The organism is Tenacibaculum aestuariivivum, from assembly GCF_964507685.1.
Lineage (GTDB): Bacteria > Bacteroidota > Bacteroidia > Flavobacteriales > Flavobacteriaceae > Polaribacter > Polaribacter aestuariivivum.
Genome location: NZ_OZ208414.1, coordinates 457,849 through 482,497 on the forward strand (window position 1 = coordinate 457,849; position 24,649 = coordinate 482,497).

The following is a 24,649-nucleotide window of genomic DNA, read 5'->3' on the forward strand; positions in this document are numbered from 1 at the left end:
ATTTTAGTTATCAATTTATAAAACTACTAAAATCAAACCTTATATTTTAACATTCTTTTCATCCCCCATTATGAAAAAATCTATATCAAATATATTAGGTCCAGGATTGTTATTTGCTGGTGCAGCCATAGGTGTATCGCATTTAGTACAATCAACAAGAGCTGGCGCCGATTTTGGTTTTGGTTTACTTTGGGCACTATTAATTGTTACTTTATTCAAATATCCATTTTTTCAATATGGCCCTCGTTACGCTGCTGCCACAGGTGAAACTCTGTTAGATGGCTATAAAAAATTAGGCAAAGGGGTATTAATATGTTACTATATTCTAAACTTTGCTACCATGTTTACTATTCAGGCAGCCGTTACAATAGTAACTGCCAGCTTAGCTTCTACTATTTTTGGTTTTACAGATAATTTAGTTATTTGGTCTGTAATTATATTACTTATAAGTATTATTATATTAAGTGTTGGTAAATATAAATTGCTTGATAATTTAATGAAGTATATAATTTTCACATTAACTATAAGTACAATAATTGCTGTAGTTATAGCTATATTTAGCACCCAAAAAGGCTTTACTTTTCAGCAAATATTACCTAGCGGAACAGCACAAATTACCTTTTTAATTGCTTTTTTAGGATGGATGCCTGCCCCTTTAGATGTTTCTATTTGGCACTCATTATGGTCAGTCGAAAAAAGTAAAACTACTTTCAAACAGGTTAAACCTAAATATGCCATTTTCGATTTTAATGTAGGTTATATAGCTACCTTTTTTTTAGGAGTATGTTTTGTTATACTTGGTGCATTAGTTATGTACCAATCAGGAGAATCATTCTCTAACAAAGGAACTGTTTTTGCTGTACAATTAATTAATTTATACACTAATAATTTAGGTGAATTTTCTTATCTATTTATAGGAATTGCAGCTTTTACAACTATGTTTAGTACAACTTTAACAACTTTAGATGCCTCACCTAGGGTCATGGCAAAAACTACAACATTATTATTAGGCAATAATAATAAACTAAACTATCAATTCTGGATTTTTTTCTTAGCCATTGGTACTTTTATTATTTTAAATTACTACTTGTACAACATGGGTTTTTTAGTTAAAATAGCTACTATTTTATCTTTTTTAACAGCACCATTTTATGCTATTTTAAACTTTTTACTAATTACCAGTAAACATACACCAAAAAAAAATCAGCCTAAATTACCGTTGTGTATTTTAAGTATTATGGGAATTATTTTTTTACTTGCATTTAGTATTTGGTTTTTACTCAATTTATAACAGTTTTCTTTGTAAATTTGTCATTCAATTTTTTATCGAAATGGCAAACGAATCAGTATTATTACCAGAAAGAGTAAAAAAACCAAAATGGTTACGTGTAAAGTTACCTGTTGGAAAAAAATATACAGAATTAAGAGGTTTAGTAGACAAATATAAATTAAATACTATTTGTACCAGTGGAAGTTGCCCAAACATGGGAGAATGTTGGGGAGAAGGAACTGCTACATTTATGATTTTAGGAAATATTTGTACTCGTTCATGTGGTTTTTGCGGAGTAAAAACCGGAAGACCAGAAACTGTAGAATGGGATGAGCCTGAAAAAGTAGCACGATCTATTAAGTTAATGGGTATTAAACATGCCGTTTTAACATCAGTAGATAGAGATGATTTAAAAGATGGAGGTTCTATTATTTGGGCTGAAACTGTAAATGCAGTTCGTAGAGCAAATCCTAAAACAACCATAGAAACTTTAATTCCTGATTTTCAAGGAAGCGAAAAATTAATTGATAGAATTATTGAAGTTGCTCCTGAAGTAGTTTCTCATAATGTAGAAACTGTTCGTAGGTTAACGCGTGAAGTTCGTATACAAGCTAAATATGACAGAAGCTTAGCGGTTTTAAAATATTTAAAAGATAACGGAATGCGTACTAAATCAGGAATTATGTTAGGTTTAGGAGAAAAAGAAGAGGAAGTTATTCAAACCATGAAAGATTTACGTAATGTTGGTTTAGATGTTATTACTATAGGTCAATATTTACAACCTAGTAAAAAACACTTACCTGTAAAAGAATTCATTACTCCTGACCAGTTTAAAAAATACGAAACATTAGGGTTAGAGTTAGGCTTTATGTATGTAGAAAGTGGTGCTTTGGTACGTTCATCTTATAAAGCACATAAACACGCTCAATAATTTTAATAATTTCTTAACACTTTAACTGTTAAGCGTTAAAAAAATGTCAAATAACTTAAAAAAGCACTTTAAACAAAGTTTTAGCTATAGATTTGCTGTAGTACTAGTTTAAAAAACTAAAAACAGCTTTGTAAACTGTTTTTATCATGTAAATTGTTTGAATTATAAAAAATAAGAATCCACTCATATGAGTGGATTCTTATTTTTTATATAAAACTTAGTTACACTATTTTTTAAATAGCACTAATAATATCATGTTTTGTTATAATATGATGTTTACCATTTCCTAAATTAACCATTACAGCTTGATTATCTTTCGTTATTAATTTAGATACAGCATCAATAGAAGCATTTAATTGTACAATAGGGTACATAGCTCCCATTATGTCTTTAATAGGAGTATTAGCTATATTTTTATCAACAATATAACTATGTAATAATGTAGATTCATCTACTGACCCTACAAAGCCATTTATATCTTTTACTGGAATTTGAGAAATTTTAAATTCACGCATTCTGTCAATGGCATGCGAAACTAATTCTTCCGTTTGAACAGTAACCAAACTTTTATCAATATGTGATTTTATTAAATCTTCAGCAGTAGTAACCTCTGTATCTAAAAAACCTCGTTCACGCATCCAATCATCATTAAACATTTTACCTACATATCTACTTCCATGATCGTGAAAAATGACCACTACAACATCATCTTTAGTAAAATAATCTTTTAATTGTAACATTCCTTTTATTGCTGAACCTGCTGAATTACCAACAAAAATACCTTCCTGTTTAGCTATTTTACGTGTATAAACGGCAGCATCTTTATCTGTTACTTTTGTGAAACCATCAATTAAAGAAAAATCTACATTTTTAGGTAAAATATCTTCTCCTATTCCTTCTGTAATATATGGGTATATTTCATTTTCATCAAAAATGCCAGTTTCATGATATTTTTTAAATACAGAACCATAAGTGTCAACTCCCCAAATTTTTACATTCGGGTTTTGTTCTTTTAAAAATTTTGCTGTTCCAGAAATTGTTCCTCCTGTTCCAACGCCTACTACTAAATGAGTAATTTTACCATCGGTTTGTTGCCAAATCTCTGGTCCTGTTTGCTCGTAATGCGTTATAGCATTTGATGGATTATCATATTGATTTACATACCACGAATTTGGAGTTTCATCACCTAAACGTTTAGATACAGAATAATATGAACGAGGATCTTCTGGATCTACATTAGTAGGACAAACAACAACCTCTGCACCTACTGCACGTAAAATATCCATTTTTTCTTTAGATTGTTTGTCTGAAATTACAAAAATACATTTGTATCCTTTTATAATAGCAGCTAAAGCCAATCCCATACCTGTATTTCCTGAAGTTCCTTCTATAATAGTTCCTCCTGGTTTTAAACGACCGTCTGCCTCAGCATCTTCAATCATTTTTAAAGCCATTCTATCTTTTATTGAGTTTCCAGGATTAAAGGTTTCTACTTTTGCTAAAACTAAAGCATCAATTTCTTTAGTTACTGAATTTAACTGAACTAATGGTGTATTACCAATTGTTTCTAATATATTTTTTGCGTATTTCATTTCTTAATTTTACAAAGCAAAGGTAATTTTTTTTAAACGTTTTACAAGTAATAGAATTTTGTATACTGTAACATAATAATAGCATTTAATATATTAAAATATAATAGTTAAAATAAATTTATCTAGCCCTGATTTTAGCATTTTTTTGAGCCCTCTTGATTTTTTAGCTAGAAGCGAGTGCGTAAAGCAGAAAATAGCTTCAAGAAATAATTTTACGCGAACTTTATAGATTTTGAAGGTTGTATTTTAGTAATAATATACGATGGAATTATTAACATTAAAAAACACAATAACAGTGTTCCTAAACTTAGTATGGTAATGGTCAAAAAACTAATGTTTACAGGTACTGTTGCTACGGCATAAGTTTCTGGATTTAAAGAAATTACTTTGAAGTATTTTTGAATTAATAAAATTATAACACCTATTAAATTACCCCAAAACAAACCTTTAAGTATTAAATAAGTTGCATTGTATAAAAATATTTTTTGAATACCCCAGTTTGTACTTCCTAAGGCTTTTAAAATACCTACCATTTGTACTCGTTCTAGAATTAATACTAGTAAAGCGGTTATCATATTAATACCAGCTATTAAAATCATAATTCCAATAATAAACCATACATTATTATCAAAAAGTTTTATCCATTCGAAAATTAAAGGGTAGTTATCTACAATGGTTATGCTGTTTAATGTAGCTCCAATAGCGCTATATATTTCATCTCCTTTTTCATTTAACTCTTCAAAATTGTCAAGTAATACTTCAAATCCCCCTACTTGATCATCTGTCCACCTATTAATTTTACGCACTTCTCTAATATCACCAATTAACATAGTTTTATCAAATTCACCAAAACTTGTATTATAAATTCCTACAATTATAGGCTTACGCATTTTATATTTTAACGTACTTTTTTGAGCGTTAAATAATGTTTGAATAGTATCGTTTAACTTAAAATTTAAACGATTTGCAATAGCTTCAGATATTAATATTTCTCTATTTCTTGTTTGATTAAAATTAGGTAAACGCCCTTCAATTAAATATTCTTTAAAGAGTGAAAAATCGTAATCGGTAGACACTCCTTTAAATATAATGGCTTCAAAATCGGTTGGAGTTCTTATAATTCCTGCAACATTACCAAAAACCTGTACGTTTTTAATGCCTTTTATATTTTTAAATTCCGGATAAAAGTCTTGATGTTTATTTATAGCTACTGTAGAAATATCTGAATTATTGGTATCGTAATTTACAATTTGAACATGTCCTTTAAAACTAGTCATTTTATCACTAATTTTATTTTGATACCCAGAAACTATAGATACTGATACTAACATAATAGCAATACCTAAAGCAATAGCAGTGGTAGCAATTTTAATAATGGGTGATGAAATACTGCTTTTGTATTGTTTACTAGCAATAATTCGTTTAGCTATAAATAATTCGAAATTCAATAGTTACGTTTTTTAAACCGTATCAAAAGTAATTAATTCTTACCTAATTACTAGAATCATATACATCATTTAAATTATTGCTTGTTTATAATAGTAAAAGATTTTTAAATAGTAATTTTATATTTTTAAATAGTAATTTATATGAAAAGCAGTTTTAAGTATCGTTTATTGGTTATAATATTTATAAGTTTTCAATTTTTATCATGCGCTCAGCAACAAAAAACTACTTTAAAAAAAATAACAGAAACTAGCCCTGTTTTAAAAATGGGTGCAGAAAAAACGGAAGTATATTTACCATTATTAAAAGGCAAAAACATTGCTATTGTTGCTAATCAAACCTCTGTACTAGATGTTTTACAAAGAGCTGAGGTAACACCTAATGTTATGGGGTCTATAACAGTAACACATCATTTAGTTGATTATTTACATACCTATAAAAATATTAATGTTAAAAAAGTTTTTGCTCCAGAACACGGTTTTCGTGGTAAAGCCGATGCTGGTGAAACGGTAGTAGATGGTATTGATACTAAAACACAGCTACCAATTATATCATTATACGGAAAAAATAAAAAACCATCACAAGCACAATTAAAAAATATAGATGTAGTGGTTTTTGATATTCAAGATGTGGGTGCTCGTTTTTACACCTACATATCGTCATTACATTATGTAATGGAAGCTTGTGCCGAGGCTAATATTCCTGTTATTATTTTAGATAGACCAAACCCTAACGCGCATTATATAGATGGACCTGTGTTAGAAATGGCGCATACAAGCTTTGTGGGTATGCACCCTGTACCTGTAGTTTACGGAATGACTATTGGCGAATACGGACAAATGATTAATGGTGAAAAATGGTTAAAAAATAATATCAAATGTAATTTAACCGTAATTACTTTAAATAATTATACGCACAACACCCCATATAACTTACCTATAAAGCCATCACCTAATTTACCAAATGCAACTGCTATAAACTTATACCCTAGCCTTTGTTTTTTTGAAGGCACCAACGTATCTGCAGGTAGAGGAACAAGTAAGCAGTTTCAAATTTACGGAGCTCCTTATTTAACAAAAGCTCCTTTTAGTTTTACACCTAAGCCTAACCAAGGTGCAAAATACCCTAAATATAAAGGGCAGGTATGCTATGGTGAAAATTTACAAGAAATTAAAAAACTAAGCAGTTTAAACCTATCTTGGTTATTAAAAACCTATAAAAAAGCCCCTAAAAAAGCTTTTTTTAACAACTTTTTCACCAAACTAGCAGGAACAAAAAAACTACAACTCCAAATTGAGCAAGGTATACCTGAAAAAGAAATTCACAATTCTTGGAAAAAAGAGCTTGCTGCGTTTAAAAAAATTAGGGCAAAATATTTACTTTATAACTAATTAAAAGGTGTAAAACTATTAAAAAATAGTATAAAGTGTAGTTACAATAACTCCTTTATTATTATTTAAAACAACAATAGCTAACTCTTTTTCTTGCTTAACTTTTAAGTTAAAGGGTGGGGCTAATAAGTTTAAACCACTTTGTTTTTTTAATCGAATTCCTTGACCTGATATAATATCCTTATTTGGAGTAAACTCTCCATTTGGTAAATGTTCGGTTAAAATAACATATTTATAGTTGCTTAATTTAGCAACTACCTTTTGTACTTCTAAATTTGACAAATGCTGTAGTACTTGCCTTATTATAACACAATCAGCAATTGGCAAACTATCTGTAGCAATATCAAAAACGTAAAACGCTAAATTAGGCGCTTTAAATTTAGCCATATTATAGGTTATTAATTCGGGTACAACATCTACCGCGGTATATTTTTTTGTATATTTTACCAATTCTTTACCTACATTAAAATCACCACATCCTAAATCGCAAACCGTAAGCGGAATTTTAAATGATGTTAAAAATAATGTTACTGCAGTAATATAAGGTGTAACAATGCTAGTATCATGCGACCCTAAACCTGAATAAAACGCCGTATTACCACCCCACAAATTCATCTCATAGACCTGCTTCATAACTGCTTTTGTAGGCCAAGGTTGTTTTGCTTTTTTAGTATTATTAGTTGAGCTATTCATTTAACTGTTATTATTTATTGGTTTCATATAAAAGGTAAACACATTCTAAAATAAGAGTAATTACTTTAGAGTCTTTTCAAAATCATCACAAAGTTGGTTTACTATGTCTTCGGTTTCTTTAATGAAAAATTGACCTAGTGTTTTACGGTTTCTTCTAATGTATTTTTTATAAATAATTTCGAAGTCTTTGTATATTTCATCTTCATCAAAAGCTGTTTTAGTACTTTTTATTTTAGCAATTACTCTTGTTCCTTCTTTATTTACATACTCGAAAAAAGCTTCTATCTTATTTTGAAAGTCTAATATTAACCCTTCTATTTCTTCTTCCTCTTCATTACGCTTTTCTATTACTGCTAGTATATCAAACTTATACTGCTTACTTGGTTTACCTGATGGTTCTAAATTACCTTTATTACCTTTTGGCTTACCCTCTTCTTCAGGTGGTGCTACTATTCCTATTCTATTATCAAAATATACCTCAACATCATCTATTAATTCTGTTGTACCTGTTAATGAGTTATACAGCATACTAAATCTTCTCCAAAACTCTGTAAAATGCTCTTCGCTATATTTATCATCTATCTCTATAACAAACGCTATTAAGTTTAGAATTTTAAAATACTTATTGATACTTTGCTTTAACTTTTTAGCTTCTTCTGGTTGCTTTCTTACTAATTCTGTTACTGCATTTTCAAAATCTTGTATTGCAGTTATATCTTTTTTATCACCTAATTGATATGCTTTAAATAGTTTAAAATGTACTTTAAAAATAGCTACTTGCTTTATATTCTCGTAAATCTCTTGTAATAATTGTTCTTGACCTAAAGGATCAAAATCACTCACTACTACATTACTAAAATGCTCAAACGCTTGTTTTATATTATTTACGTTTACATTTTTATATGATAAATCTATAATCTTACAATCCTTTTTATACTTACCTGCTGTACGGTTTACTCTTGAAATAGTTTGTATCGCATTAATACCTCTTATTTCTTTATCTAAAAATAAGGTATGTAATTTAGGTTCATCAAAACCTGTTTGTAATTTATCTACTACTATTACTAAACCATTCTTTTTAAGTGCAAAATTCTGTAATACTTTGGCTTCTGATAAACCTCCGTTTAAGGTTGTTGCACTTTCATACTTCTGACCATCTGAACTATATACAATATAAATAGGTGCATCTTTAAAACGTTCGTGTTTCTTTTCTGCAACTAACTCGCTATAATATTGCTGTATATATTTACGATATTTTATAGCTGCTTTAATTGAAGATGCTGCAAACATTGCTTTGGCTGTTCCTCTAATATTATGATATACTGCTGACACTAATCGTTTTGCTACAAACTTTGATATTGCTTCTATACGTTCTTCATCTTCGTATATTTTCCTTTTACTTATTCTATATTTTTTACCATTAGCATCAACTCCTGAATCTGGATTGTTTGGCATTTCTTGATAATAGCCAGTATCTCCTTCAAAACCTTCTGTTGCATCGTCTGGCTTTTCAAAATACATTTTAGCAGATACAGGAACAATACCTTTTATTGGATTTAAAATATAGCCATCTTCAATAGCTTCTTTCATTGTATAGCTATCAAACGGAACCCATATTTTTTCGGCTTCTGCATATTTGTTATACTCGCCAAAACGTGCTAATGTTACATCACTTGGTGTTGCTGTAAAACCAATTATTAAGTTTTTCTTATTGTATATTTTTTTATACTCTTTATTAGAATCAAAACTGTTTTGTAATTCATCAAATAACGACACCATTTCTTCGTGTTGTTGTCCACTATTAGAACGGTGTATTTCGTCAATTAAAAATGCTATTCGCATAGATGATAATTTCTGTACTACCTCATCATCTAAAAATTCTCTAATTGAATTAAATTTTTGAAGATTTACTACTACAATACGTTTATCTGTATTTAAGGCTTCTAAAAAAGACTTTTTGTTATTGGCTTCTATGAACATACTATTTGCAATGTTCATATTATACATTTTACTATCTAATTGGTCTCTTAACTGTACTCTATCTACAACCAACATTATCTTATCATAGACAAACTCATCATTCTTTCGTAAATCTTTCAACATTAAAGAACTCCAACCTATAATATTACTTTTACCAAAACCAGCTGCGTATTGTAAGAGTAAAGAATAGACGTTTTTATTATTTTGATACTTCTGCCTTTTAGTAATTAAATCTTCTATTTGAGTAGCTCCTAAGCCTTTTTCGGTTAGTTGCTTACGTAGTTTATTTATGAAGTAATCTGGCTCATCTTCGTGTTCTAAAAACTCATCTATTTTATTGATGATTTTATCTGCTCCAAATTTCTGTTTAGGTCTTGGTGCAATTAATCTACCATCGTTATGCTTGTATTCTTTTTGTTTTCCTTTTTCTGATTTTACTAATTCACGTTCAATAAAGTTATAATAGAGTATTTCTCGCTCTATCATTTTTTTACCGTACAATGCTTTAAATACTTCTTCAAAACGTTGTTGTTTTGTAGCTTCTGGATTTGTTAAAGGATAGGATTTTAACCCATCATTAACATTGGCTTTGTACTTATCAAAATCAAACGAATTGTCTTCTACCTTAGCTTTAATTTCATCAAACTGATTTGAAATATTTCTGATGATAAAGGTATCTTGAACATCTGTAGTTGTAATATGAATTGCTTTTTCGAATATCTTTAAAAAGTCTTTACGGATAGTTTGAGACACATCATTACCATCTGCAATATCTAAATAATTGGTTACTGCTTTTTGGTAATCGTTTGCTATTTTTACTTTACCGTCTTTATGTGCGCTTTGATTATTGTAATTAGATTTTAACTCTGAATACCCTAAAAATATACCGTTTAAGAAAAAGGTAATATCAGGGCGAAAACTAAATTTTGATTTACCTTGATGCTTGTATATGTATGGTAACTCTTGAACTACTGAAAATTGATTTTCATTAAATAAAGCATCACCGTGTGTAATACTGCCACTTGGATAAAACAAGTTTATTTTAACGCCTTTAAACGTGATAGATTGATTACTACCAATAAACAATGCCATATTTTTAGACTTACCAATACGTTCGTTTAATTCTGCTTGAAACTCTTGTAGTAATTGCTTTTCGTTATTATCGAACTTTTTTAATAGTTTACGATAGGCAGTTTTATTTAGTGTAGTTTCGCTAATAAAGTATTTTAAATCTTCTACTACAAAATGTAATTTAGATACTGTATTTGCTTTTATTTCTTTGTATTGTAACCCATCTGCACGATTGGTAAAGAAGTTCATTAAGTATTTGTCTTGTAGTATTAATTCGTCCATAGTTTATTTTCTACTTAATTGCAATTATTTTCACTTTTAACCATTCTTTTGTTAAAAAGAAACCTATTTTGTTTATAACTCTATAAAATTACGTATATTTGCATCACAGTTCATCTTTCATTTGAAAGAAGGAAATCGAGAAACGCAAGCCAAGATGCTCTGCGTTTTTTGCATTTATAATAGTTCCGTTAGTTTCCTTTTATACTTTTTTAAAATCTTATTTCTTTTGGCATCTTTACCAGTTAAGTGATAAGCTGTAAGTAAATAATATTCATCTACTTTACGTAATGGTTCTAAAACTATTACATATTTTTCATCTTTATCATAAATATATGTTCTGTTTCCTTGCGGTTCTTTTACAGAAAAATAAAGTATATTTTCTTCCTTTTTTAAATCTATATGATGTTTTACCCAATGTAACCTAACTGCTCTTTGCACATCAAAATTTCTTTGTTTGGTATTATAATCTGTAATAACAGTTGTTAAATGGGTAAACAAAGTATCCATTACAATTACACCATTTAAAGGTGTGGGTTGAATACGTTTTTTATTAAATTTAAAATGTTCGTTTCCTGCAATATCTCTATTAAAAATTGCTTGTAAAGATGCTGTTCTTTCATATTGATTATATGCACCAACATCTAACAAATCGTTATATTTTTTAAGTAAATTTAATGGCATAGTCCTATTGTAATTCTATAAAAAACAAGTTTAACTTATCTGAATAATTAGTGCCGTTTAAAGTTTCACCAGCGTGTTGCTGTATTTTTTCTATTATTTTTACTTTGGCTATATTTTCTTTTTCTTTATTGTTATGATGATAAGATATTGCACCCATTATGAAATCTGCTATTTGTAACAATATACTTTCATGAGAACGTATATTTTGTACGTTTCTGAATACTCCAAATTTAGCATTTAGTACTTCTTTTAATTTATTTACTTTGTAGGCACTTAAAGTGTCTTTAATATCTAAATACACGTTGTATTTGTACAAACTATTTAGGTTGTGATTCAACAGGTAATAATACATTTTGTAATAAAAATCATCATAAGATTGATTAAAATTATCATTATTTATTTTGCTCTTTTTTACACCAACACTTCTAAATTTTAAATCAGTATTAAAAAAGTAATCTACTAAATCTACATAAAAATGGTATTTAGATTTAGACACATTACTCCATTTTATTTCTCCGTAAAAATGATGTTTCCTTTTTAATTCTTGTATTTGTTCTGTATGAAATCGTACTTGATTATAAGCAGAACTTACAGAACCTAAAAACATATAAGGTTTCTGGTCGTTTTCTAAATGACAACTTTCATCACAATAAATATTAAACGTTTTACTTTTCATCTTTTAAAATTTAGCCTATTGTAAAATATTACCTTTTTTTACAATAACAAACCTGCTAATGTAAATTATTGCGCTTTTTTACAATAACACATTTGCTATTGTAATTATGCGCTTACTTTTACTTTACCTGTTACTACTTCGTTTATTAATGTTTTACGCAACTCTTTTAAAGTGGTAATTTGGGTTCCTATGTTTTTTACAATCCTATCTATAGTTGCTGTTTTAGCATCTAAATAATCTGCTATTTGTTGCTGTTCTTTTATTGGTGGTGCAGGACATTTAAAATTTTTAAATAAAGTAGGATTTAAATGAGGAATACCCATACCTGTTGGAATCTGTTTCAATTTATAATCAATAGCACCTCTTAAATGATAAAAATATCTTGTATTAAACTTCTTTTTATTAATATCTAATTTTGCAATTGTTGAAGAAACATAACCTACTTTAGATTTTAGAATTTCACCAACTGCTGCGCCATCCCAAACTATTACCAAATCTTCATCGGTAGATTTTAATGATTTATCTTTTGAATAACAAAATGTTGGGTGTTTCACTGAATCATTTCTCAAGTATTCTAAAGACAACAAAGGCAAACTATTATCAAATTTTAAATCTGACATTTCCATATTCTTACCTTTAATTGTTTTTCCAAAACTTTTATATCTCTTCACCTCCCAATGCTCTGGAATTTCACCTATCCAATCAATACCACTATCCTTTAGTTTTACAGTTTTATCTAAACCTTTGATAACGGTTTCATTAATTAGGGTTTTACGGTAGGCTTTGTAGTGTTTTATTTTTTGTTGTAAAAGATTTACTTTTTTATCTATTGCTGTGGTTTTAGCGTCTAAATAATTGGCTATTTGGGTTTGTTCTTTTAGTGGTGGAATAAGAATAAATATATTTTTTAAATCATCATTATTAAAACGAAACACTTTTAAACCTGTAGCATACTTTCTTAATTCTAAACAAAAAAACTTTGAATAATAGTATAGATATTTTTCAATTACCTGTTTACTATCAGGCTTTAATAATATTTGTTCACCTCCTAACAACCCCAAATCAAACCTATTATAGAAACAAGAATGACCTAAATCTTCAATAGTTTCAGAGGTTGATATTAAAATAGTGTTACCATAATGAACAACTTGACTTTTTTTATAAAGTTCACTATTTACATAAAAATTAAAAGCATTATTAACTTCATCAACTTTATATGTTTTTCCATACTGTAAAGCAACATAATCACCTTTATTAAGTAACTCATCTTTTTTTAAACCTGTATTACCTCTAACAATTGTGCTAACCCAGTCAACTCTATAATTTCTCCAATCTTCTGGGATATTACCTAACCATTCAATACCCGAATCTTTATATTTACTATACTTTTCCATTAAATTGCTAATTCTTTTTCAAGGTTAAACAAATCATCTTCCAAGTTTTGTAAATCGGTTATAATTTTAGATAATGAACGTAACTCTTCTGGCTTATAGAAAACCTTATTAAAATTGATTTCGACACCGATAGTATTTTCAATATATCTAAACGGTTTGGTAATGTACTTTGCCATAAAGTTGGCAATGTTTTGTTGGTTATCTACCTCGTTTGGTGCGTATGGTATTATCTCGTAATCTTTCTCGTAATCTGGTGTTAACTCGGTTGTAATTAATATATATGCTTCTTTAGTTTTTGTTGCTTTCTTACAAGATGCTTTAATTACTATTTTACCACAACCTAAGGCTGTTTTACTGCCCTTCGTTTCTTCAATGATAGTTTCCCTATCAGCATCAAAATAATAACTCGTTTTGGCTGTAGTTACTTTTAAATCTGCTTCTTTATAGTCTAAATTAGCTATTAACGGTTTTAACTCATCATTAAAATAGGCTAATAAAGAAATGTGTTTTTTAGCATCAAAGGTTTTAATTTCAAAGTCAGTAATTTCTATGGTTTCCTCTTCTAAAACTTGCGTTATTTTAGTAGGATTTAGTTTTATAGATTTTGCTCTAATCTCTTCTCCTTCTTTATTTTTCTTAACAGGTAATACGCTTTCTAATGTTTTTCCATTTTCATCAACATTGGTTAGCATTATGGCTTGTTTGTTAAAATAGAAATGCCATTTATCAAATACCTTTGCATAGTCGCTATCTTCAAAATTGGTTAGCGCTTCAATAATTGTTTCTCTTTTAACAGGTGTCATTTCTTTACGCTTCTTCCCTTTACTCTTTTTTAAAGGCTCATAAAAATCGCTACCATTAATTAAGATTACTTTGTCTTTACGTGCTGCTGCTTTATTCTTATTGAATATCCATAAGTAAGTGTAAATACCTGTATTAAAAAATTCATCCGTAGGCATTTGTATAATTGCTTCTACCCAATCATTATCAAAGAAATACTTTCTAATATTACTTTCACCACTTCCTGCATCTCCACTAAACAAGGTAGAACCGTTATGCACTACTACCGCTAAGCCTTTAGCATCTAACTGCGATAAAATATGTTGTGTGAATAAAAACTGCCCATCTGAAATTGAAGGTAAAGCGTGAAAACGTTCTGTAGTATCGTTTTCAATATCTTTTTTATACCCTTTCCAATCTACACCATAAGGCGGATTTGCTACAATAACATCGAACTGTTTTTCTATAAATGAAATATTAGTTAAAGTATTACCATAACGAATATCTGAATCTGTACGAAAACGACTTTCTATTTTTGCTAAGGCGTATAAACTATCACTCCAATCCTCACCATAGGTTTTTGTAGGTCTGTTATGGCTTTTTTGAATAATATCTTCTACACCAAAAAGTAAATTTCCACCACCACAGGTTGGGTCATAAATGGTTAAAAACTCACCATTATCCTCTGTTTTAGATAAGATTATTTCTGTAATTAATGCTATAATATCATCAGGCGTGTATTGCTCTCCAGCAGTTTCAGCAGATATGTCTGCCCATTTACGTTTTATATGTTCTTCTAAGGTTGTTATATCAGAGTTATTGTAAGGTGTTAAATCTACCTCACTCCATTTTTTAACAGTATCAAAAAGAATGTTCTTTTTACGTAATTGACCACTAAGTCCTGAAATATCTAAATACTTTTCTTCTGTATTTCCTCTATCAACTCCTAAAAGTTCTTTTGTTTCTGGGTCAAATGCTTTTAGGTAGGTATCAAAATCGTTATCGAATGTTTTATCATTCTTACAAATATCTGCTAATGTTTTGTTTTGCCTTATTACAACTTCGTTATAACCAATATTATAATCTTTAAATTCTTCAAAGAAATCGTTAACATCTTCAATATCATCAATAGTTTCTGCTCCAAAGTCTTTTAATAATTCTTTGTAATGACGTACTAACCTACTCTCCAACATTATCATTGCAAAATAAGGCATCATATACTTTGGAAAGTCTGATTGCTTTATACCTGCACCAATTAAAAGGTCGGCAGTAGACCATACTTTAGATTCGTATTGTAATATATTTTGGCTCATTGATAGTATTATTTTTTTGATGCAATTGGTTAAAATATAATATTTTATTTTATTACCACTATTTTATCTTTTAATTTGATGTTTTTGGCTAAAAAAATAAGCAATAGTTAAAACCTATTGCTTACCTAACTAATATTACTCCAAAGCCCACTTGTTTTTTGTAATTGTGTATATACTTTTAAAAGGCATTCATTTTCAGGTTTAGAAAAACTAGCATCGTTTTCTAACACGGCTATTGCTGTTTGCCTTGCTTTATGTAAAATACCTGTATCTTTTACCACGTCGGCAATTTTTAAGTTTAGTACCCCACTTTGTTGCGTTCCCATAATATTACCAGGCCCTCGAAGTTTCAAATCTACTTCGGCAATTTTAAATCCGTCAGTAGTTTCTACCATGGTTTGTAACCTTGTTTTACTATCAGATGATAGCTTATAACTCGACAATAAAATACAATAACTCTGCTCTGCTCCACGCCCTACTCTACCACGCAATTGATGTAATTGACTCAAACCAAAACGCTCTGCACTTTCAATAACCATTACCGATGCATTAGGTACATTTACCCCTACTTCAATTACCGTAGTTGCTACCATTATTTGAGTTTCTCCTTTTACAAAACGATTCATCTCATATTCTTTATCCGCAGGTTTCATTTGTCCATGCACAATACTTATTTGATATTTTGGAGCAGGAAAATCACGCGCAATACTCTCATAACCATCCATTAAATCTTTATAATCCATCGCTTCCGATTCTTGAATTAATGGGTACACAATATATGCCTGACGCCCTTTATCTATTTCATCTTTTAAAAACTTAAACACCCCTAAACGATTACTATCATACCGATGTACCGTTTTAATTTCCTTACGTCCGGGTGGTAACTCATCAATCACCGAAATATCTAAATCTCCATAAACCGACATGGCTAATGTTCTAGGAATTGGTGTTGCCGTCATTACCAATACATGTGGCGGAATGGCTCTTTTTACTGCTACCAACGGAAGCTTATTTAATTTTAAATTAATTGTTGTTATAACTTTATCCAATTCATTCATAATTTCTTGTTCAGAAAAACGAATAACCTGAAAACCAAAGTCATTTAAAATAAGGGTTCGTAAATTAGTTGCTTCTTGCTGTTCAGTAGTTGTATTAAACTTACCATCAATTTCTATAATTAGTTTTTTTTCTAAACAAATAAAATCAACAGTAAAAGCATCAATAATATAATTCCTTTTAAATTTAAAAGAAGTTTGTTTTGTGCTTAAAAAATCCCACAAAAGTTTTTCCTCTTTAGTAATTTTATTTTTACGTTTTACTTGTAATTCTTTTAATAATTTATAAGCTGATGGCTGACTTTCTAAATATTTTTGACGAATCATCGCACCCTCTTTTTGCGTAACAAGCAAAGCCCTATTTTTTTTCCATAATTTTGAGCGTTGCGCTACTCCAAAACGATGTTGTTCATCAATAATCGCTATTCCTAAATTTTTAAACTGTACTTTATCTTCTAAAATAGCGTGTGTTCCTATTAAAATATGTAATGATCCATCTTCTAATCCTGTATGAATTTCTCTTCGTTGTTTTATTTTACTAGACCCTGTTAATAAAGCTACCTTTATAGTTGTTTCTTTTAGCAATGCTACCATACCATTATAATGCTGAATTGCTAAAATCTCGGTAGGTGCCATAATAGTTGCTTGGTAACCATTATCAATAGCTATTAACATACTTAACAATGCTACAATAGTTTTACCAGAACCTACATCTCCTTGTAACAACCTATTCATATGAGCTCCAGAGCCTACATCTTTTCTAATTTCTTTTAAAACACGCTTTTGAGCATTAGTTAAATCAAAAGGCAAATGGTTGTTATAAAAATTAGTAAAATAATTACCTACCTTACCAAAAACAGCTCCTTTAATTTTTGATTTTCTGATGAGTTTTTTTTGTAATAATTGTAACTGAATAAAAAATAGCTCTTCAAATTTTAATCTATATTGTGCCTTAGCTAACAACTCTTGACTTTTAGGAAAATGAATATTTAATAATGCTTCTTTTTTAGCTAGCAATTGATTTTCTTTTAATAAGTATACAGGTAGTGTTTCTTCTATCAATCCAAAAGTTTGTTCAAATAAATGCTGAACAAATCCTCGTAAAATTTTATTCGTAATTCCTTTATTAGCTAATTTTTCGGTCGATGGATATACAGGTTGCATAGCCATTTGAAGTTTGCTTTTATACTCTTTAACCGTTTCCATTTCCGGATGCGGCATACTTACCATATTATTAAACCAATTTAACTTTCCATAAATTACATACGGAACATCTATTTTTAAGCTATTTTTAATCCATTTAGCCCCTTTAAACCACACTAAATCTATAACACCAGTACCATCTGAAAAGGTTGCCACTAACCTACTACCTCGTTTTTGTTGTACCTCTTTAATACTTGTAATTTTACCAACCACCTGAACCTCAGCTGTATTTTTAGCTAGTTGATTAATTGTATAAAACTGAGTTTTATCAATATAACGAAACGGAAAAAGATGTAATAAATCATTACATGTTTTTATACCTAACTCGGTATACAACAATTCTGCCCGGGCTATACTAACGCCTTTTATATATGTTACAGGATGATTTAAATTCATTAAATACGAAAATACAAAAAGACATTAAAATCCACTATCTTTGTACCCATAAATTCATCAAATGAGATTACATAGAAATTTAGTTTACGCAGTAATTGATAGTTTACGCGACGTTTTTAATGACGATGTGTATGCTGACAAAGCGGTTGAAAAGGCATTAAAAAGAGATAAAAGATGGGGAGCACGTGATAGAAAATTTGTTGCCGAAACTATTTATGACATCGTACGTTGGAAACGTTTATATGGTGAAATTGCTGATGTAAAAACCCCATATTCTAGACCAGATTTATGGCGTTTATTAGTAGTTTGGTGTACTTTAAAAGGTATTAAATTACCAGATTGGAACCAAATTGAAGAAACCCCTACAAGAAGAATTAAAGGAAGGTTTGATGAACTTTCTAAGATTAGAAAATACAGAGAATCTATTCCTGATTGGATAGATGAATTAGGTGTTAAAGAATTAGGTGAAGCTACTTGGACTAAAGAAATTGCTGCTTTAAATAAGCGTGCTGATGTTATTTTACGTACAAACACGCTAAACGTAACCAAAGAACATTTACAAAAAGATTTACAAGCCGAAGGTATTGAAACAGAATTTATACAAGGATGTGACGATGCCTTACGTTTAATAGAACGTGCTAATGTTTTTAAAACAGAAGCTTTTCATAAAGGTTTTTTTGAAGTACAAGACGCTTCTTCTCAATTAGTAGCTTCTTATTTAGATGTTGCTCCTGGTATGAAAGTTATTGATACTTGTGCTGGTGCAGGTGGTAAAACATTACATCTAGCTGCTTTAATGCAAAACAAAGGGCAAATTATAGCAATGGATATTTACGAAAGTAAGTTGAAAAAACTAAAAATTAGAGCTCGTAGAAATGGTGTAAGTAATATTAATTTAAAAGTAATTGATTCAACCAAAGTAATTAAAAAATTATATGGTAAAGCTGATAGAGTTTTAATTGATGCACCTTGTTCTGGTTTAGGTGTATTACGTAGAAACCCTGATAGTAAATGGAAATTACAACCTGAATTTATAGATAACATTAAAGAAATTCAGCAAGACGTTTTACAACGATACTCTAGAATGGTTAAACCAGGCGGTAAGCTAGTATACGCTACCTGCTCTGTTTTACCATCTGAAAATCAAGATCAAGTTAAAATATTTTTAGCCTCTGAAGATGGTAAAGATTTTACCTTAGTTAAAGACAATAAAGTATTGGCTCACAAATTTGGATTTGATGGTTTTTACATGGCACAATTAGTAAAAAAATAATACTTTTTAAATACTACATAAATAAAAGGCTCGGAATTTTTAAATTCCGAGCCTTTTTTATCAACTATTAAAAACTAAATATTACAAAACTATTAATTAGTTTGATACTTAAATAGTATGACGTTTTTTTAACTCAATTATTACATAAAAAAATAAGTTTAACGTTTTTTTATGATTTTTTTTTTATTACTTAACTATTAATTTTTGTCCTATAAAAATAGTATTATTCTCTAAATTATTTAGCTCCTTTAAAGTGTTTACCGATATATTATAGTTTAACGCTATTCTATATAATGTTTCTTTAGATATTACTGTGTGGTATATATTACTATTTTGCGTATTACCATAATTTGCATCTAAAACAGTTTCACCTTCATTATCAGCATAACCAATTACAATTTCTTGTCCTACTTTGAGTTGATCAAAATTAGTTACATTATTTAAACGATATAATTTTTCAAGCCCAAAACCATATTTTCTAGCTATTTTACTTAAAGTTTCTCCTTTTTTAACCTTATGTGTAATAGTTGGATCTATTGCTTCTTTTTCAGATGGTTTTACAGCAGGTTTACTAGGGTAAGTTCTAGAAATACTACCCGTAACTAAATTCATATAAGCTGTTTTATCATCTAATGATACTACATCCCACCCTTCTGGTAGTTTTTTATCTTGCGAATAACTGTTTGAAGCTAATAATAGTAAAGGAATTACCCCCCATTTTATGTTCATTCTTTTATTTTTAAATATATAAATGCATTATAACAAAGATAGAAATCTTTACTCATTTATATATACTAAAACACAGTTCAGCATATTACTACTTTTACGTACTAATAATATATTACAATATTTATATATTTTAAATAACTTTAAAACAAAAAAAAGTGTCAATACCAACAAAAACAATACTTTGTAATATTGTTTTTGTCAAATAATTAATTTTATTTAGTCAAAAAGTGGTATTTTTGAGGCACTCATTTTGCTAAACAATACCCATGAAAACATTAGAAAACGCAAAAAAAAGTCTTGAAACAAAAGGCTATTTAGATATAGAAACACCTGGAATTGAATATATTAAAGAGATTAAAAAATTAAAAAAGGAAAAAAACGCTATTTTATTAGCACATTATTATCAAATTGACGAAATACAAGAAATTGCAGATTTTGTTGGAGATAGCTTAGCACTTGCACAAGAAGCTGCTAAAACTAATGCTGCAATGATTGTTTTTGCGGGAGTTCACTTTATGGCAGAAACTGCTAAAATTTTAAACCCTACAAAAAAAGTACTTTTACCCGATTTACTAGCAGGTTGTTCTTTAGCTGATTCATGCCCTGCTGATAAATTTTCTGATTTCAAAAAACAGCACCCAAACCATATTGTTGTAACTTACATTAATTGTTCTGCAGAAATTAAAGCTTTAAGCGATTACGTTTGTACATCATCTAACGCTAAAAAAATTATTGACTCTATACCTAAAGAACAACCTATTATTTTTGCTCCAGATAAAAATTTAGGTGATTATTTAAATAAAGAAACAGGAAGAGAAATGTTACTTTGGGATGGGGCTTGTATGGTTCACGAAGCTTTTTCAATGGAAAAACTAATAGACCTTTATAAAGAACATCCTGATGCTGTTTTAATTGCACATCCAGAATCTGAAGCACATATGCTTAAAGTAGCTAAATACATTGGTTCTACTTCTGGTTTATTAAATTATGTAAAAAATAGTGAGCATAAAAAATTCATCGTAGCAACCGAAGCCGGTATTTTATTTCAAATGATGCAAGATAACCCTGATAAACATATAATACCAGCTCCTGCTAAAGAAGATAATACATGTGCTTGTAGTGAATGTGCTTATATGAAAATGAATACCTTGAAAAAATTATACTTATGTTTAAAACATGAGTTACCAAGTATTGAGGTAGATGCTGAATTAGCTAAAAAAGCTATTGTTCCAATTGAAAGAATGTTAGAACTTTCAAAATAAACCGACTAAATGGTTCGTAATAAAAAAATAATAAAGTCTGATTTTTTAGTTATTGGTTCAGGCGTTTCAGGCTTAACTTTTGCTTTAAAAATAGCCCAAAAGTATAAAAACGCTAAAATTACTATTGTAACAAAAAACGTACTTAGTGAGTCTAATACAAAATATGCACAAGGTGGTATAGCTACTGTTTTTAATGAAACTCTTGATAGTTTTGAACAACATATTGAAGATACTTTGGTTGCTGGTGATGGATTGTGCGATCCTAAAGTTGTAAGGATGGTTGTAAAAGATGCACCTAACAGGTTACAAGAATTAATAGACTGGGGAACTGAGTTTGATAGAAATGAAGAAGGAAATTATGATTTAGGTCGTGAAGGAGGTCACTCACAAGATAGAATATTACACCATACTGATGTTACAGGGGCTGAAATTGAAAGAGCTTTAATTGCTCAAGTAAAGTTACAACCTAATATTGAGCTTTTAGAACATCATTATGTTATAGATTTAATTACCGAACATCAAGTAAATAAAGAAAAAACAACACGCAACACCAAAATATCATGTTTTGGCGCTTATGTGTTAGATGAAAAAAAAGCTATTGTAAAAACATTTGTAAGTAAATTTACAATGTTAGCTTCTGGAGGAAGCGGACAAGTCTATGAAACAACTACCAACCCTACTGTTGCAACAGGTGATGGTTTAGGAATTGCTTATAGAGCAAAAGCCGAGATATCTGAAGTAGAGTTTATTCAATTTCACCCTACCGCACTATATAATCCTGGAGAATATCCTGCCTTTTTAATTTCAGAAGCTGTAAGGGGTTTTGGCGCAAAGTTAAGAGATTACAAAGGCAACTTTTTTATGCATAATTATGATAATCGTAAAGAATTAGCTTCTAGAGATATTGTAGCTCGTGCCATTGATAATGAACTTAAAAAAAGTGGAGCACCTCATGTATACTTAGATTGTACTCATTTAAATATGGATAAATTTAAAGAGCACTTTCCTAATATTACAGAGAAGTGTGCTTCTATTGGTATTGATGTTTCTAAAAATTATATTCCTGTAGTTCCTGCATCTCATTATATATGTGGTGGCGTAAACGTAAACAAAAAAGCTAAAACTTCTATTAAAAAATTATATGCTTGTGGTGAAGTTACTAGAACAGGATTACATGGTGGTAATAGATTAGCCTCAAACTCCTTACTAGAAGGCTTAGTATATGCACATAAAGCTTACTTAGACATTTGTAAAAAATTTAAAAAAACCAAAATGCCTAAAAATGTACCTGTATGGAACGACAATGGTGTTATTAAAAACATGGAAAAAATATTGATTACTCATGACAGAAATGAAGTAAAAACAATTATGACAAACTATGTCGGTATTGTAAGGTCTAATGAACGATTAAAGCGTGCCGAAACACGCTTAAAAGTTCTTTATCAAGATAATAAAAGATTATATGATCACTCTGAGTTATCGGTAGACTTATGCGAATTAAGAAATTTAATTACTACCGCTTATTTAATAACTCAATTTTCTAAACAACGAAAATATAATTTTGGAGGCTTTTATAATATGGATTTAGAATAATTAATTTCTAGTACCACCATGGCCACCAGCAACAACTAACATTATTTTTATACTTAAATAAATAAATTTAAAAAACTGAATAATAGGATTCATCATTTTAAAACGTTGATATTTTGATATTCTTTCTGTCATAATATTATTTTATTTTTAAAGATGTCTTTTTTGTGAAAAAATTATTCAGGTATTAACCACCAAAAGGGACGCATTTTTGCCTTATATATAAAAGCATAATGTAATGCTAATTTTAACCAATGCCCAGCTAAGCCAATGTCTCCAAAAGTTTTTCCTAATTGTCTACCTTGTGTTTTTGGATATTTTTTATAATCCGGAACAATAGGGTAAGTTGTTATACTTACACCGCTTCCTTTAAACATACCATAACCTGCTGATGCAATACAAGCAGCACCCATATTACCTAAACTTCCCTTATGTTTTAGTGATTCTTTGCCTAATAAAATACTATCTATAATATTATCAGCTACTAATTTAGCAGTAATACCTGATGGCATTCCTGTTCGAGGTGGTGCAGGAAAAATTGGAGTTCCATTTTTACTAAATCTTGGTTTAGAAATTGAATGAGGTGGTGCAAAAGCAATACCTGGAGCAAAAATATTTTTATAACTTGGGTTTTGATATGTTTCTGGCCAATCATTAACAGACCACTCTTCATAAGGTTTTGAAGTATAATCTGCATCTACAATCATAAAACCTTTAAAAATATTTTCCGTAATATCATTTTCATTTTTATCATAAGCTTTAAAACCATGACCTGAAAACGAAGGAATTAACATAGCAAAATCATAAGTTTCTATTTTATGTTCACCTTCTAAGTTTTCATAATGAGCTATACCATCTTCAATTTTTTCAACTCCTGCTCCAAGAATCCATTTAATACCTCTATCTTCAAAAATCATTTCTACCATTTCATGAGATTTCATAGTCATATCTCCATAGCTTAACAACATACCATCCATACCAAAATCACCTAATTGATATTCATTAGAAATCCAAGTAACCTCTGCCATGTCACGTACATTATACCTACGCAGCTCCTGCTCAACATTTAATATATATTCAAAAGCAGCTCCTTGACATGTTGATTTTCCATGCCCTGTACCTATTAAAATTCTTGTTTTTTTTCCTGCTTTCATTTCTTTAATAAGTGTACTCAAACCATCCCAAGCATGGTTGGCATGTGAATAAGTACAAACAGAATATATTTTGTTTGTACCAGGTATTAAGCCCGGGGTAGCTTCAAAATTAAGTTTAGGACCTGTAGCATTAATTAAATAATCATATGTTATTTTATGTTGTTTTCCTTTATCATTACCCGCAACATCTTCAACTAAAACATAAGGTTTTTGTTCTTTAAGATCTCCTTCAGGAAAAAAAGAAATTGCTTTAGCTTGATAATAGTTAATGCCCTTTTTTTTATATAAAGGAGCTAACGGAAAAAATATTTTTTCAGACTTCATTCTACCTGTTCCTACCCATATATTAGAAGGAACCCATTGGTAATTACTATTAGGAGATACCACTACCACGTTATGTTCTTTAGCTAATTTTCTACGTAAATGAGCTGCTGCAACATGACCTGAAATACCTGCTCCTAAAATGACTATTTTAGACATAATTATT

The 24,649-nt window shown here is 29.5% G+C and carries 18 protein-coding genes; 6 read left to right on the forward strand and 12 right to left on the reverse strand.

All coding sequences use genetic code 11. The features are described from left to right. The first annotated feature begins 70 nt into the window (after window positions 1-70). Window positions 71-1,291 (forward strand): Nramp family divalent metal transporter, encoded by a 1,221-nt coding sequence (locus tag ACN5J4_RS01940; RefSeq protein WP_418650486.1) that lies wholly within the window; start codon window positions 71-73, stop codon window positions 1,289-1,291. A 40-nt stretch (window positions 1,292-1,331) separates the two neighbouring features. Further along, a complete protein-coding gene (lipA, locus tag ACN5J4_RS01945) occupies window positions 1,332-2,201 on the forward strand; it encodes a lipoyl synthase (RefSeq protein WP_418650487.1) in 870 nt (289 codons plus the stop codon). A 233-nt stretch (window positions 2,202-2,434) separates the two neighbouring features. Here the strand turns inward: lipA and ACN5J4_RS01950 are convergent, their stop codons facing one another. Both ACN5J4_RS01950 and ACN5J4_RS01955 read right to left on the reverse strand, forming a co-directional pair. Next, on the reverse strand, window positions 2,435-3,793 hold the full coding sequence (locus tag ACN5J4_RS01950; protein ID WP_418650488.1) for a pyridoxal-phosphate dependent enzyme: 1,359 nt from the start codon (window positions 3,791-3,793) through the stop codon (window positions 2,435-2,437). Window positions 3,794-4,005: 212 nt separating this feature from the next. Continuing rightward, window positions 4,006-5,241: an ABC transporter permease gene (locus ACN5J4_RS01955; RefSeq protein WP_418650489.1), complete on the reverse strand. Its 1,236-nt coding sequence runs from the start codon at window positions 5,239-5,241 to the stop codon at window positions 4,006-4,008. Window positions 5,242-5,382: 141 nt separating this feature from the next. Here ACN5J4_RS01955 and ACN5J4_RS01960 point away from each other — a divergent pair, with 141 nt between their 5' ends. Next, window positions 5,383-6,630 (forward strand): exo-beta-N-acetylmuramidase NamZ domain-containing protein, encoded by a 1,248-nt coding sequence (locus ACN5J4_RS01960; RefSeq protein ID WP_418650490.1) that lies wholly within the window; start codon window positions 5,383-5,385, stop codon window positions 6,628-6,630. An 18-nt stretch (window positions 6,631-6,648) separates the two neighbouring features. Here ACN5J4_RS01960 and ACN5J4_RS01965 read toward each other — a convergent pair whose 3' ends face one another. From ACN5J4_RS01965 to ACN5J4_RS01995, 7 genes are all read right to left on the reverse strand, one after another. Continuing rightward, the gene (locus tag ACN5J4_RS01965) at window positions 6,649-7,323 is read right to left on the reverse strand and encodes a class I SAM-dependent methyltransferase (protein WP_418650491.1); all 675 of its coding nucleotides are present in this window, start codon (window positions 7,321-7,323) and stop codon (window positions 6,649-6,651) included. A gap of 60 nt (window positions 7,324-7,383) precedes the next feature. Next, complete coding sequence (locus tag ACN5J4_RS01970) at window positions 7,384-10,656, reverse strand: DEAD/DEAH box helicase family protein (protein ID WP_418650492.1); 3,273 nt, start codon at window positions 10,654-10,656, stop codon at window positions 7,384-7,386. Between the two features lie 174 nt (window positions 10,657-10,830). Further along, on the reverse strand, window positions 10,831-11,337 hold the full coding sequence (locus ACN5J4_RS01975) for a hypothetical protein (RefSeq protein ID WP_418650493.1): 507 nt from the start codon (window positions 11,335-11,337) through the stop codon (window positions 10,831-10,833). A gap of 4 nt (window positions 11,338-11,341) precedes the next feature. Then, on the reverse strand, window positions 11,342-12,013 hold the full coding sequence (locus ACN5J4_RS01980) for a DUF3800 domain-containing protein (protein WP_418650494.1): 672 nt from the start codon (window positions 12,011-12,013) through the stop codon (window positions 11,342-11,344). A gap of 104 nt (window positions 12,014-12,117) precedes the next feature. Continuing rightward, window positions 12,118-13,407 carry a restriction endonuclease subunit S gene (locus ACN5J4_RS01985; RefSeq protein WP_418650495.1) on the reverse strand — a complete coding sequence of 430 codons (1,290 nt, stop codon included), beginning with the start codon at window positions 13,405-13,407 and terminating at the stop codon, window positions 12,118-12,120. Further along, window positions 13,407-15,500 carry an HsdM family class I SAM-dependent methyltransferase gene (locus ACN5J4_RS01990; RefSeq protein ID WP_418650496.1) on the reverse strand — a complete coding sequence of 698 codons (2,094 nt, stop codon included), beginning with the start codon at window positions 15,498-15,500 and terminating at the stop codon, window positions 13,407-13,409. The genes ACN5J4_RS01985 and ACN5J4_RS01990 overlap by 1 nt, the downstream gene beginning before the upstream one ends. 125 nt (window positions 15,501-15,625) lie before the next feature. Then, window positions 15,626-18,154 (reverse strand): DEAD/DEAH box helicase, encoded by a 2,529-nt coding sequence (locus ACN5J4_RS01995; protein WP_418650497.1) that lies wholly within the window; start codon window positions 18,152-18,154, stop codon window positions 15,626-15,628. 61 nt (window positions 18,155-18,215) lie between these two features. On the opposite strand from ACN5J4_RS01995, the gene ACN5J4_RS02000 reads away from it, so the two are divergent. Continuing rightward, window positions 18,216-19,427, forward strand: coding sequence for an RsmB/NOP family class I SAM-dependent RNA methyltransferase (locus tag ACN5J4_RS02000; RefSeq protein ID WP_418650498.1), 1,212 nt, complete (start codon window positions 18,216-18,218; stop codon window positions 19,425-19,427). Between the two features lie 186 nt (window positions 19,428-19,613). On the opposite strand, the gene ACN5J4_RS02005 is transcribed toward ACN5J4_RS02000, so the two are convergent. Continuing rightward, on the reverse strand, window positions 19,614-20,156 hold the full coding sequence (locus ACN5J4_RS02005; RefSeq protein WP_418650499.1) for a LysM peptidoglycan-binding domain-containing protein: 543 nt from the start codon (window positions 20,154-20,156) through the stop codon (window positions 19,614-19,616). A gap of 266 nt (window positions 20,157-20,422) precedes the next feature. Between ACN5J4_RS02005 and nadA the strand changes: the two genes are divergently transcribed. Both nadA and nadB read left to right on the forward strand, forming a co-directional pair. Further along, a complete protein-coding gene (nadA, locus tag ACN5J4_RS02010; protein WP_418650500.1) occupies window positions 20,423-21,418 on the forward strand; it encodes a quinolinate synthase NadA in 996 nt (331 codons plus the stop codon). A 9-nt stretch (window positions 21,419-21,427) separates the two neighbouring features. Next, complete coding sequence (nadB, locus tag ACN5J4_RS02015) at window positions 21,428-23,011, forward strand: L-aspartate oxidase (protein ID WP_418650501.1); 1,584 nt, start codon at window positions 21,428-21,430, stop codon at window positions 23,009-23,011. Here the strand turns inward: nadB and ACN5J4_RS02020 are convergent, their stop codons facing one another. Then, on the reverse strand, window positions 23,012-23,143 hold the full coding sequence (locus tag ACN5J4_RS02020; protein WP_418650502.1) for a hypothetical protein: 132 nt from the start codon (window positions 23,141-23,143) through the stop codon (window positions 23,012-23,014). It lies immediately after the preceding gene. A gap of 41 nt (window positions 23,144-23,184) precedes the next feature. Then, window positions 23,185-24,642 carry an NAD(P)/FAD-dependent oxidoreductase gene (locus ACN5J4_RS02025; RefSeq protein ID WP_418650503.1) on the reverse strand — a complete coding sequence of 486 codons (1,458 nt, stop codon included), beginning with the start codon at window positions 24,640-24,642 and terminating at the stop codon, window positions 23,185-23,187. Window positions 24,643-24,649: the final 7 nt, after the last annotated feature.